The sequence below is a fragment of the Citrobacter sp. RHB36-C18 genome, from assembly GCF_013814485.1.
GTDB lineage: Bacteria > Pseudomonadota > Gammaproteobacteria > Enterobacterales > Enterobacteriaceae > Citrobacter > Citrobacter braakii.
The window spans coordinates 1,377,604-1,390,158 of record NZ_CP057125.1 but is presented as its reverse complement, the minus strand read 5'-3'; the positions used below and the strand labels follow the sequence as shown (position 1 = coordinate 1,390,158).

At 53.2% G+C, this 12,555-nt stretch carries 12 protein-coding genes; 7 read left to right on the top strand and 5 right to left on the bottom strand.

What is annotated here, in order from left to right:
• A complete protein-coding gene (ligA, locus tag HVZ52_RS06520) occupies window positions 1–2,016 on the bottom strand; it encodes an NAD-dependent DNA ligase LigA (RefSeq protein ID WP_181599016.1) in 2,016 nt (671 codons plus the stop codon).
• 71 nt (window positions 2,017–2,087) lie between these two features.
• Window positions 2,088–3,113, bottom strand: coding sequence for a cell division protein ZipA (zipA, locus tag HVZ52_RS06515; RefSeq protein ID WP_181599015.1), 1,026 nt, complete (start codon window positions 3,111–3,113; stop codon window positions 2,088–2,090).
• A gap of 230 nt (window positions 3,114–3,343) precedes the next feature.
• Here zipA and cysZ point away from each other — a divergent pair, with 230 nt between their 5' ends.
• The 5 genes from cysZ (at window position 3,344) to crr (ending at window position 8,204) form a co-directional block, all read left to right on the top strand.
• Window positions 3,344–4,105, top strand: a complete 762-nt coding sequence (cysZ, locus tag HVZ52_RS06510; RefSeq protein ID WP_016153924.1) for a sulfate transporter CysZ — start codon at window positions 3,344–3,346, stop codon at window positions 4,103–4,105.
• Window positions 4,106–4,268: 163 nt separating this feature from the next.
• Window positions 4,269–5,240: a cysteine synthase A gene (gene cysK / locus HVZ52_RS06505; protein WP_005121957.1), complete on the top strand. Its 972-nt coding sequence runs from the start codon at window positions 4,269–4,271 to the stop codon at window positions 5,238–5,240.
• Window positions 5,241–5,623: 383 nt separating this feature from the next.
• The gene (gene ptsH, locus HVZ52_RS06500; RefSeq protein WP_002913505.1) at window positions 5,624–5,881 is read left to right on the top strand and encodes a phosphocarrier protein Hpr; all 258 of its coding nucleotides are present in this window, start codon (window positions 5,624–5,626) and stop codon (window positions 5,879–5,881) included.
• Window positions 5,882–5,926: 45 nt separating this feature from the next.
• Window positions 5,927–7,654, top strand: a complete 1,728-nt coding sequence (ptsI, locus tag HVZ52_RS06495) for a phosphoenolpyruvate-protein phosphotransferase PtsI (RefSeq protein ID WP_181599014.1) — start codon at window positions 5,927–5,929, stop codon at window positions 7,652–7,654.
• A gap of 40 nt (window positions 7,655–7,694) precedes the next feature.
• On the top strand, window positions 7,695–8,204 hold the full coding sequence (crr, locus tag HVZ52_RS06490; RefSeq protein ID WP_000522253.1) for a PTS glucose transporter subunit IIA: 510 nt from the start codon (window positions 7,695–7,697) through the stop codon (window positions 8,202–8,204).
• A gap of 77 nt (window positions 8,205–8,281) precedes the next feature.
• On the opposite strand, the gene HVZ52_RS06485 is transcribed toward crr, so the two are convergent.
• Together HVZ52_RS06485 and pdxK are read right to left on the bottom strand one after the other, a co-directional pair.
• Window positions 8,282–8,521 (bottom strand): hypothetical protein, encoded by a 240-nt coding sequence (locus tag HVZ52_RS06485; RefSeq protein WP_016153926.1) that lies wholly within the window; start codon window positions 8,519–8,521, stop codon window positions 8,282–8,284.
• A complete protein-coding gene (pdxK, locus tag HVZ52_RS06480) occupies window positions 8,518–9,384 on the bottom strand; it encodes a pyridoxine/pyridoxal/pyridoxamine kinase (protein WP_181599013.1) in 867 nt (288 codons plus the stop codon). The genes HVZ52_RS06485 and pdxK overlap by 4 nt, the downstream gene beginning before the upstream one ends.
• 82 nt (window positions 9,385–9,466) lie before the next feature.
• Between pdxK and ptsJ the strand changes: the two genes are divergently transcribed.
• The gene (gene ptsJ / locus HVZ52_RS06475) at window positions 9,467–10,759 is read left to right on the top strand and encodes a transcriptional regulator PtsJ (protein WP_019077349.1); all 1,293 of its coding nucleotides are present in this window, start codon (window positions 9,467–9,469) and stop codon (window positions 10,757–10,759) included.
• A gap of 13 nt (window positions 10,760–10,772) precedes the next feature.
• Window positions 10,773–11,489: a GMP synthase gene (locus HVZ52_RS06470; RefSeq protein WP_016157091.1), complete on the top strand. Its 717-nt coding sequence runs from the start codon at window positions 10,773–10,775 to the stop codon at window positions 11,487–11,489.
• A 91-nt stretch (window positions 11,490–11,580) separates the two neighbouring features.
• Here HVZ52_RS06470 and cysM read toward each other — a convergent pair whose 3' ends face one another.
• Window positions 11,581–12,492 carry a cysteine synthase CysM gene (cysM, locus tag HVZ52_RS06465; protein WP_016153930.1) on the bottom strand — a complete coding sequence of 304 codons (912 nt, stop codon included), beginning with the start codon at window positions 12,490–12,492 and terminating at the stop codon, window positions 11,581–11,583.
• Window positions 12,493–12,555: the final 63 nt, after the last annotated feature.

Here is a 12,555-nt window from a genome sequence, read left to right as displayed (position 1 = left end):
TCAGGCACCCAATAAGCGGATCATTTCAGCTTCATCGATCACGGCAATACCCAGTTCCTGTGCTTTTGCCAGTTTCGAACCCGCCGCTTCACCAGCAATCACCAGATCGGTTTTCTTCGACACGCTACCGGCCACTTTTGCACCTAACTCGGTCAGTCTCGCTTTGGCGTCATCGCGCGACATCAGGCTCAGGCTCCCGGTCAGCACCACTGTTTTACCTGCGAAGGGGCTGTCGATTTCTTCAGCGTTAATGACCACCGGCGCTGGCCAGTGGATCCCCTGCGCCAGCAGTTGAACAATTACCTCGCGGTTGCTCTCTTCGGCGAAGAAATTAAACACGTGCGTCGCCACCACAATGCCGACATCCGGCACTTTTTGCAGCTCTTCAATAGAAGCGGCTTCCAGCGCGTCGAGCGTGCCAAAATACGCCGCCAGACCTGCAGCCGTGGCTTCGCCGACTTCACGAATGCCTAGCGCATAGAGGAAACGGGCAAACGTGGTTTCTTTCGCTTTTTCCAGCGCATTGACCACGTTTTGCGCCGACTTCGGCCCCATACGATCAAGCCCCGTCAGTTTACCGGCGGTCAGGGTGAAAAGATCCGCCGGCGTGTGGACATACTCTTTCTCGACCAGTTGATCGATAATTTTGTCGCCCATACCGTCAACATCGAGCGCGCGGCGGGAAACAAAGTGTTTCAGCGATTCCTTACGCTGTGCCCCACAGATTAAACCGCCGGTGCAGCGAGTGACCGCTTCGCCTTCCACACGTTCAACATCAGAGTTACAAACCGGACAATGCGCTGGAAACACAATTTCGCGGGTATCGTCCGGGCGTTCAGAAAGCACGACGTTCACCACCTGCGGGATGACATCGCCCGCACGGCGAATGACGACTTTATCGCCAATACGCAACCCCAGACGCTCGATTTCATCAGCGTTATGCAGCGTTGCGTTACTGACCAGCACCCCGGCAACCTGGACCGGCTCAAGGCGGGCGACGGGCGTAATCGCCCCGGTACGTCCAACCTGAAACTCAACATCGCGTACGAAAGTCATCTGCTCCTGCGCCGGGAACTTAAAGGCCACAGCCCAGCGCGGCGCGCGGGCAACAAAGCCCAGTTGCTCCTGCAACGCCATAGAGTTGACTTTGATCACCACACCATCGATATCAAATCCCAGCGTTGGTCGGTCTTCTTCAACCTTGTGATAGTAAGCAAGTACTTCCTCCGGGGAGTCGCAAAGCGCCACTCTGTCGCTTACCGGCAGGCCCCACTCTTTAAATTGCAGCAGGCGGCCCAGGTGGGTATCTGGCAGCACGCCGCCTTCCAACACACCAACGCCATAGCTGAAGAAAGTAAGCGGTCGCTTCGCTGTGATACGCGGATCGAGCTGGCGCAATGAACCGGCCGCTGCGTTACGCGGGTTAGCAAACACTTTGTTGCCAGTGCGGCGGGCCTCTTCGTTAATTTTTTCAAATCCGGCCTGCGGCAGGAACACTTCACCGCGCACTTCCAGACGTGAAGGGATGTTTTCGCCACGCAGTTTTAACGGGATTGCGCGAATGGTGCGCACGTTAGAGGTAATATCCTCACCCGTGGTGCCATCACCACGCGTTGCGGCGCTGACCAGCACACCGTTTTCATACAGGATACTGACTGCCAGGCCGTCCAGTTTCAGTTCACAGCACCAGGTCAGTTTATCGGTACTCTTTAGTCTGTCCTGCACGCGCTTGTTGAAGGCGAGAAAACTCTCTTCATCAAACACGTTATCCAGCGACAGCATCGGCACTTCATGACGAATCTGGCTGAACGCGGTTAACGGCGCGGCGCCAACGCGTTGGGTTGGCGAGTCGGGGGTAACAAGGTCCGGATGCTGCGCTTCCAGCTCGCGCAGTTCGCGCATCAGGCGATCGTATTCCGCATCGGGAATTTCCGGCGCGTCCATCACATGGTAGAGATACTCATGATGGCGAAGCGTGGTTCGCAGTTCTGTCAGTTGTTGTTCGATTGATTCCATATCGCACCATCAATGATAAAAAACCCCCGACAGGCGGGGGTTTAGAAAGGAAATGTCACGCCAGAGGAAAATCAGGCGCGAGATTCTTTAACTTCGCGGATGCGGTCCTGATACTCGCGCAGTTTCTGCGGCGTCATCATGCGACGTTGATCGTCGAGCACCACACCACCCACTTCATCGGCAATGTGCTGTGCGGACTGCAGCATCAGCTTAAAGTTTTGCAGCTCGTCCCCGTAGGACGGAACCTGCATAAAAATAGTCACACCAGGGGTGCTGAAGTCGCCCGTCATTTCTGGGTCAAACGTTCCCGGATTAACCATATTAGCGAGGCTGAACAGCGACGGACCGCTGCCATCCGGGCTCAAATGACGATGGAAAATATTCATATCGCCAAATTTGAAACCGGCCTGCTGAATGCTGTTGAGCAGCACTTCCCCGTTGAGCTCGCTACCATGATGAGCCGCAACGTTCATAATGATGACCGCTTCTTTACGCTGCGGTTTTTCAGCAACAGGCGCTTCTTCTACTACCGGCTCGGGCTGCGGTTGATGTTCAACAACAGGCTCTGCTGGCTGGAAGGTCTGCGGCGCAGGTTGCGGTGCTTGCTGAGCAGGTTGCTGAACCTGCGGGGCAACAGGTTGCTGCACAGGTGGCTGCTGAACAGGCTGATGTTGCACCGGCTGCTGAACAGGCTGATGTTGCACCGGCTGCTGCGGTTGTACAGGCTGCTGCTGCTGCTGAACATGCGGCGGCGGTACCGGCGCTTGTGCAGGCTGCTGCGCAGGCTGACGCGGCTGAGCAGACGCATAAGGCGGCTGGTACTGGTGTTGCGGCGACTGAGGAGGAACACCATGTTCCTGCGCATTACCGGGAGCATGATTCACACGATGAACGCGAACTTCACCCACGCCTTCGTCTTCCTCGACGTTGTCGTCGAACGAATCCTCGTCTTCACGTTTAGACTTCATGCGTTTCAGTGGGCGATCGCGGAATATAGAAGACCGCTCTTTACGGCTAGTCCAAAAACCATGTACCAGTAAAGCGATTATGGCGATCGCGCCAACAATGATTAATATCAGACGCAAATCCTGCATCATTATATTCTCTGTTGTTCTAACACCTTGCCACCACGGCAAACATTTACTCACTAAGAGTATTTGTCGATTACGCCAAGTGCAAGTGTACTCTTGGCTTTCACGGCATAAAGATGAACAAAATTGTGCTTTTTGCTGTTTTTTCGAACATTTCCGAACAGCTTAACGCTCAACAACCCGGTAAGATACGCACAGTTTACCAGAGCTTATATAACAAGGAGTACGTCCTGACCATGGTTTCATCATCTGCAGTTGTACCTCGCAGCGGCCTTTATTACTTTTCTCAGGGATGGAAGCTCATCACCCAACCGGGCATTCGTCGTTTTGTTATTCTGCCTTTGCTGGTGAATATCCTGCTGATGGGCGGCGCATTCTGGTGGTTATTTACACAACTCGGTAACTGGGTTCCCGCGCTGATGAGTCACGTCCCTGACTGGCTTCAGTGGCTCAGCTATTTACTGTGGCCGATTGTGACTATTTCCGTGCTGTTGGTGTTCGGCTACCTGTTCTCCACTATCGCCAACTGGATCGCCGCACCGTTTAACGGTCTGCTGGCTGAACAGCTGGAAGCGCGCTTAACGGGCGCAACACCGCCCGACACCGGCATTCTCGGCATTATGAAAGACGTTCCGCGCATTATGAAACGCGAATGGCAAAAGCTGGCGTGGTATCTCCCGCGCGCCTTCGTGTTGCTGATCCTCTATTTTATTCCAGGCATTGGGCAGACCGTCGCCCCGGTCCTGTGGTTCCTGTTCAGCGCGTGGATGCTGGCCATTCAGTACTGCGATTATCCTTTTGATAACCATAAGGTGCCTTTTAAGGAGATGCGCGTCGCGCTGCGCACGCGCAAGGTGACCAATATGCAGTTTGGCGCATTGACCAGCCTGTTCACCATGATTCCGGTGCTCAATCTGTTCATCATGCCGGTAGCGGTTTGTGGTGCCACGGCGATGTGGGTAGACTGCTATCGTGCTAAGCATGCGTTATGGAAGTAATGCAAAAATGTGTAAAAGCGGGCTGGCTTATGCCCGCTCTTATTCCATACTGCTACGCATTATTTCTCATCAGCATATAGATATGCGAATTCCTTACTTCCCCATACTTTCTCAACAGGTATGCTGAAGCGGTATCCCAATTTCATACAGTTAAGGACAGGCCATGAGTAAGATTTTTGAAGATAACTCGCTGACTATCGGTCATACGCCGCTGGTTCGACTGAACCGTATCGGTAACGGACGCATTCTGGCGAAGGTGGAATCACGCAACCCAAGCTTTAGCGTCAAATGCCGTATCGGTGCCAATATGATTTGGGATGCCGAAAAACGTGGTGTACTGAAACCTGGCGTTGAGCTGGTAGAACCGACCAGCGGCAACACGGGGATTGCGCTGGCCTACGTTGCCGCCGCCCGTGGTTACAAACTGACTCTGACCATGCCGGAAACCATGAGCATTGAGCGCCGCAAGCTTTTAAAAGCGCTGGGCGCGAACCTGGTGCTGACTGAAGGCGCAAAAGGTATGAAGGGCGCAATTCAGAAAGCGGAAGAAATCGTAGCCAGCGATCCGGAAAAATTCCTGCTGCTGCAGCAGTTCAGCAACCCGGCGAACCCGGAAATTCACGAAAAAACCACCGGCCCGGAAATCTGGGAAGATACCGATGGCCAGGTTGATGTCTTTATTTCCGGTGTCGGCACCGGCGGTACGCTAACTGGCGTGACCCGTTACATTAAAGGCACTAAAGGCAAAACCGACCTGATCACCGTCGCGGTAGAACCTACTGACTCCCCTGTTATCGCCCAGGCATTGGCGGGTGAAGAACTCAAACCTGGCCCGCATAAAATTCAGGGTATTGGCGCGGGCTTCATTCCTGGCAACCTTGATCTGAAGCTTATCGATAAAGTCGTTGCCATCACCAATGATGAAGCTATTTCTACCGCGCGCCGCCTGATGGAAGAAGAAGGTATTCTGGCGGGGATCTCTTCTGGCGCAGCCGTGGCTGCCGCGCTTAAGCTCCAGGAAGATGAATCCTTTACCAATAAGAATATTGTGGTTATCCTACCGTCATCGGGTGAGCGTTATCTGAGCACTGCACTGTTTGCCGATCTCTTCACAGAGAAAGAACTGCAACAGTAATGCCAGCATGTTAAAAACGCGTAAAAAAGCACCCTTTGGGGTGCTTTTTTGTGGCCTGCTTCAAATTTTCAACTCTCCTGGCATTGATTCAACCCGCCGGAACTGGTATTTAACCAAACTAATTATTTTGATGCGCGAAATTAATCGTTACAGGAAAAGCGCTAGCTGAATCGATTTTATGATTTGGTTCAACTCTTCCTTTCGCGGCATAATGTTTAATGACGAACGAAACGTCAGCGGCAAGAAGTTGCCAGCAACGGATTGCACCGAACTCCTTTTGTGTCGCGTCCAGTTTACGCCGATGCTAACAATACAGGCTAAAGTTGAACCGCCAGGCTAGACTTTAGTTCCACAACACTAAACCTATAAGTTGGGGAAATATAATGTTCCAGCAAGAAGTTACCATTACCGCTCCGAACGGTCTGCATACTCGCCCTGCTGCTCAGTTTGTTAAAGAAGCAAAAGGCTTTACTTCTGAAATTACTGTGACTTCCAACGGCAAAAGCGCTAGCGCCAAAAGCCTGTTTAAACTGCAGACTCTGGGCCTGACTCAGGGTACCGTTGTCACCCTGTCCGCAGAAGGTGAAGACGAGCAGAAAGCAGTTGAGCATCTGGTTAAACTGATGGCTGAACTCGAGTAAGTTCAACGAGTTCTTTTAAATATCAGTCACAAGTAAGGTAGGGTTATGATTTCAGGCATTTTAGCATCCCCGGGTATCGCTTTCGGTAAAGCATTGCTGCTGAAAGAAGACGAGATCGTCATTGACCGGAAAAAAATTTCTGCCGACAAGGTTGATCAGGAAGTTGAACGTTTTCTGAGCGGTCGTGCCAAGGCATCTGCGCAACTGGAAGCGATCAAAACCAAAGCTGGTGAAACGTTCGGTGAAGAAAAAGAAGCCATCTTTGAAGGGCATATCATGCTGCTCGAAGATGAGGAGCTGGAGCAGGAAATCATAGCCCTGATTAAAGATAAGCACATGACGGCTGATGCAGCTGCGCATGAAGTTATCGAAGGTCAGGCCACAGCCCTTGAAGAGCTGGATGATGAATACCTGAAAGAACGTGCGGCTGACGTACGTGACATCGGTAAACGCCTGCTGCGTAACATCCTGGGTCTGGCTATTATCGACCTGAGCGCTATTCAGGAAGAAGTTATCCTGGTAGCCGCAGACCTGACCCCGTCAGAAACCGCACAGTTGAACCTGAACAAGGTGCTGGGTTTCATCACTGACGCGGGCGGACGGACTTCCCATACTTCTATCATGGCGCGTTCTCTGGAACTGCCTGCCATCGTAGGTACGGGTAGCGTCACCTCTCAGGTTAAAAACGACGACAATCTGATTCTGGATGCCGTAAACAACCAGGTTTACGTCAATCCGACCAATGAAGTTATTGAGCAACTGCGCGCCGTTCAGGAGCAGGTTGCTACCGAAAAAGCGGAACTCGCTAAGCTGAAAGATCTCCCGGCTATCACGCTGGACGGACATCAGGTAGAAGTTTGCGCCAACATCGGTACCGTTCGTGACGTTGAAGGCGCTGAGCGTAATGGCGCCGAAGGTGTTGGTCTGTACCGCACCGAATTCCTGTTCATGGACCGTGAATCGCTGCCGACTGAAGAAGAACAGTTTGCCGCGTATAAAGCCGTTGCTGAAGCCTGTGGCTCTCAGGCGGTCATCGTCCGTACCATGGACATCGGCGGCGATAAAGAGCTGCCGTACATGAACTTCCCGAAAGAAGAGAACCCGTTCCTGGGCTGGCGTGCCGTACGTATCGCCATGGATCGTAAAGAGATCCTGCGGGATCAGGTTCGCGCTATCCTGCGCGCCTCTGCTTTCGGCAAACTGCGCATCATGTTCCCAATGATCATCTCTGTTGAAGAAGTGCGCGCACTACGCAAAGAGATCGAAATCTACAAACAGGAACTGCGCGACGAAGGTAAAGCATTTGACGAAAGCATTGAGATTGGCGTGATGGTGGAAACACCGGCAGCGGCAACAATTGCGCGTCATTTAGCCAAAGAAGTTGATTTCTTTAGTATCGGCACCAATGATTTAACGCAGTACACCCTGGCAGTTGACCGTGGTAATGATATGATTTCACACCTTTACCAACCGATGTCGCCATCTGTGCTGACGCTGATCAAGCAAGTTATTGATGCTTCTCATGCGGAAGGCAAATGGACTGGCATGTGTGGTGAGCTTGCAGGCGACGAACGTGCTACACTTCTGTTGCTGGGGATGGGTCTGGACGAATTCTCTATGAGCGCCATTTCTATCCCGCGCATTAAGAAGATTATCCGTAACACGAACTTCGAAGATGCGAAGGTGTTAGCAGAGCAGGCTCTTGCTCAACCGACAACGGACGAGTTAATGACGCTGGTTAACAAGTTCATTGAAGAAAAAACAATCTGCTAATCCACGAGATGCGGCCCAATTTACTGCTTAGGAGAAGATCATGGGTTTGTTCGATAAACTGAAATCTCTGGTTTCTGATGATAAGAAAGACACCGGAACTATTGAGATTGTTGCTCCGCTCTCTGGCGAGATCGTCAACATCGAAGACGTGCCGGATGTAGTTTTTGCTGAAAAAATCGTTGGTGATGGCATCGCTATCAAACCAACCGGTAACAAAATGGTCGCCCCTGTTGATGGCACCATCGGCAAAATCTTTGAAACCAACCACGCTTTCTCTATCGAATCCGACAGCGGCATTGAGCTGTTTGTTCACTTCGGTATTGATACCGTTGAACTGAAAGGCGAAGGCTTTAAGCGCATCGCTGAAGAAGGTCAGCGCGTTAAAGTGGGCGACCCGGTTATTGAATTCGATCTGCCGCTGCTGGAAGAAAAAGCCAAGTCTACCCTGACTCCGGTTGTTATCTCCAACATGGACGAAATCAAAGAGCTGATCAAACTGTCCGGTAGCGTGACAGTGGGTGAAACTCCGGTTATCCGCATCAAGAAGTAATTCTTGCTGCAGAGAAGAATGGCGCCTGATGGCGCCATTTTTTTTATCTGGCAGACCTCAAAATCTGCCGGATAACGCTAAATTTGTGAGGTGACTGGTCGGTAACACGCCTCGCGCATCAGGATTTTCATCCCTTCCGGCCCGCTTTCCAGCATCCGTCGCTCCGAATCCGCCACTAACAGTTCACAATTGTAGCCACCCGCGATGCCAAACATGGCCCGCGCCACACAGATATCTTCCAGCGCCGTTGCCCCGCTGGTGTCAAAATGTCCAACCATACGCCCATTCTGGCGAACCACCAGCCGGTAACTCTTCATCGCGCCTCCCCTGCCGGTGGCAGAATTAACTCATCACAACCGCACAGATTGGTCCATTTCATCACTTCCAGTACGCGCTGTGCTGCATCGTGCGTCGCGGTTGTCAGCGCTTTACCCAGCACAATACCGCTCACCAGTTCAGCACAAAACAGATCGCCAGTTCCCTTCAGATCCGTTTTAACCCGTGGATGAGCGAACACCTCAACCGTTTCAGCCGTCACTACCGCCACGTTAATAATATCTTCGCTATCCCCCGGCGCGCTGGTGATCACCACCCATTTCAGCGTTTCGGTAAGCAGCGATTGCGCCGCCGTGATGGCTTCATCAAGCGTACGACACGGCTTTCCGCTCAGCATTTGCAGTTCAAACACGTTCGGCGTCAGTCCCTGAGCCAGCGGCAGCAGGTGCTGACGGTAGGCCTGCGGAATTTCAGCTTTTACATACATACCGCTGTCCGTATCGCCAATCACCGGGTCGACCAAAATGCACACTGCCGGATGCGTAGCCCGCACCATTTCCAGCCACTGTGCTAACAGAGCGATTTGCTCTGCACTGCCCATATAGCCTGTCGTCACCGCCTTCAGCTCGCGCAAAGCATCACGCTCATTCAAGGCGCGGAGATACCCGCTAAACCAGTCGGCCGGAATAACGCCGCCGTAAAATGTTTCATAATGCGGGGTATTGCTGAACAGCACCGTTGGCACTGCCGTCACGCGTAATCCCTGCGCTTTAATGGCCGGAACGGCGATGCTATTGCCTACGCTGCCATAGACCACCTGTGACTGGACGGCGACGATATCGGTCTGTAACGCCCGATGCTTGTCGCCGAAGAGCACTGACTGAATATCACTCCCCTGCTCCATAAATTTCTCCTCTCGCTGGACAGCGGGCTTACGCCTCACTATTATCGTCATATGCTAAAATTCATTTTGTCATAGGTCAATAATGATCGACGGAAAAACCGCTAACGAAATTTTTGACAGTATTCGTCAACATGTCGCTACAGGCACGTTGGCAGCAGGAGAAACGTTGCCGCCGGTGCGTGAACTGGCAACAGCATTGAACGTTAACCGTAATACTGTCGCGGCGGCTTATAAACGCCTGGTCACCTCCGGGCTGGCACAAAGCCAGGGACGTAACGGCACGGTAATCAAGGGGATTTCAGCCCCCGTTGCGCTGGAAGGCGGCAATCCGGATACCGCGCTTATCGATCTTTCCGGCGGTAATCCAGCCCCCGCGCGTCTTCCCGACCTCAGCCGTTATTTCGCGCAAATAAATAAGAATCCTCGTTTGTACGGTGATGCCGCTGTATCACCCGGCCTTAAGGCGTGGGCCGCGCAATGGATGCAAGATGCGATGCCAGCCAAGGGAGAAATTGATATCACCAGCGGCGCCATTGATGCCATTGAGCGGCTGCTGTGCGCCCATTTACTGCCTGGCGACAGCGTTGTGGTAGAAGATCCATGCTTTTTGAGCAGCATCAACATGCTGCGTTATGCCGGATTCTCCGCCAGTCCGGTCAACGTTGACAGCGAAGGCATGCAGCCAGACATGCTGGAAATCGCGCTACAGAAAGGCGCGCGGGCGGTGATTCTGACGCCGCGCGCCCATAATCCGACAGGATGCAGTCTGAGCGCATCCCGCGCGGCGCAATTGCAGGAAATCCTGGCCCGCTATCCGCAGACGCTGGTGATCGTCGACGACCACTTTGCGCTGCTGTCCGCATGCCGTTGGTATCCGGTGATTGCGAAGGAAACCACACACTGGGCGATTGTCCGCTCAATGTCGAAAACTTTAGGCCCGGATTTACGCCTGGCCATCGTCGCCAGCGATCCACTCACTTCCGCGAAACTGCGTTTACGGCTCAACGCCGGCAGTCAGTGGGTTAGCCATCTGCTGCAGGATCTGGCCTGCGCCTGCCTGAGTGACGAGACTTATCAACACACGCTGGCGCAAACTCAGCAGTTTTACGCCGCCCAGCAGCAAAAGCTGGCAGCGGCTCTGCGGCTTCATGGCATTACGCTGCCCGACAGCGACGGTCTTAATCTGTGGCTGCCGCTAGAAGATAACAGCCAGGCGATCGCTTTTGCGCTGGCAAAGTCCGGCTGGCTGGTACGTGAAGGCGAAGTGTTTGGCGTCAATACGCCTGCGCATGGCTTGCGCATTACGCTGTCAACATTAGCAGACAGCGACATTGATAAGCTGGCGACTGATATCCATCAGGCGCTAAAGCGCTAACAGGAGAGGAAAAGTGCGAGTTCATTTTGTTATTCATGAGTCTTTCGAATCTGCTGGCGCGTACCTGCCGTGGGCCGAATCACGCGGCTATACCATCAGTTGGTCGCGCGTTTACGCCGGAGAAACTGTTCCCGCTAATGCCGATGGCTTCGATATGCTGGTGGTATTTGGTGGGCCGCAGTCACCCCGCACCACGCTCGCAGAGTGCCCATACTTTGACTCTCAGGCAGAGCAACATCTGATAAACCAGGCGATTGCGGCACGAAAAATCGTGGTGGGGATCTGTTTGGGGTCGCAGTTAATCGGCGAAGCACTGGGCGCGAAGGTGTGCCAAAGCCCGGAAAAAGAGATTGGTCACTATCCGATCGCCCTGACCGAGGCAGGCCAACAGCATCCGTTGTTCAGCCATTTCGGCTCACCGCTCAACGTGGGTCACTGGCACAATGACATGCCGGGATTGACCGACCAGGCGACAATTCTTGCCACAAGCGAGGGATGTCCGCGACAAATCGTACAATACGGTAATTTCGTCTATGGTTTTCAGTGCCATATGGAGTTTACCGCCGAAGCGGTCGAAGGATTAATTCAGCACTCTGAGCAAGAACTGGCCGAAGCGAAAGGGAAGCGCTTTATTCGCGCTGTTGAAGAGATGCGCACCTGGGATTACCAGCAGATGAATGAGACGCTGTGGCAATTCCTTGATAAGTTGGTAGAAAAACGTAACGATTGAACAGTGCGGGCCGGAGAAGACGCTTTGCGTCGTCATCCGGTGATCCTGCCGTACGGTTGCCTGCTAGCGCTACGCTTATCAGGCCGACAAATTAAATACCTAATCCCTGGCTGAAATGCTCTTCGCCAAAGACCCCGGTGGAAAGGTAGCGATCGCCGCGATCGCAGATGATCGCCACCACCACCGCCCCCGGTGTCGCGCGCGCCACGCGCAACGCGCCCGCAACCGCGCCGCCAGAACTCACTCCGCAAAAAATCCCTTCGCGAACGGCAAGTTCACGCATGGTGTTTTCCGCATCGTTCTGATGAATATCCAGCACCTCATCCACCAGCGAGGCGTTGAAAATGCCCGGCATATATTCCGCTGGCCAGCGACGAATGCCCGGAATACTACTGCCTTCTTCCGGCTGCAGGCCAACGATGGTGACGGGTTTGTCCTGTTCACGCAGAAAACGCGATACGCCGGTAATGGTGCCTGTCGTCCCCATGCTGGAGACGAAATGGGTAATACGTCCTGACGTCTGCTGCCAGATTTCGGGTCCGGTAGTCGTGTAGTGCGCATACGGGTTATCAGGATTATTAAACTGATCGAGAAGTTTACCTTCTCCGCGCTGCGCCATCTCAAGGGCTAAATCACGCGCCCCTTCCATCCCCTGCTCTTTGGTCACCAGAACCAGTTCAGCCCCGTAAGCACGCATCGCCGCACGTCGTTCCTGGCTCATGTTGTCTGGCATCAGGAGCTTCATGCGGTAGCCTTTCAGCGCGGCAATCATCGCCAGCGCTATACCCGTATTACCGCTGGTGGCCTCAATCAGCACGTCGCCTGGCTGAATTTCCCCGCGCTTTTCCGCTTCAACGATCATCGACAACGCCGCGCGGTCTTTCACTGAACCTGCGGGATTATTGCCTTCCAGCTTGACCCAAATTTCACTGCCGTTATCCGCCGTCAGACGTTGTAATTTCACCAGAGGCGTATTGCCAATTGTTTGTTCTAATGTGTTCACGTTTTCAGCTCAATAAAATGCCGGGTGGCGCTGCGCTTACCCGGCTTACAGGTCATGCACCAC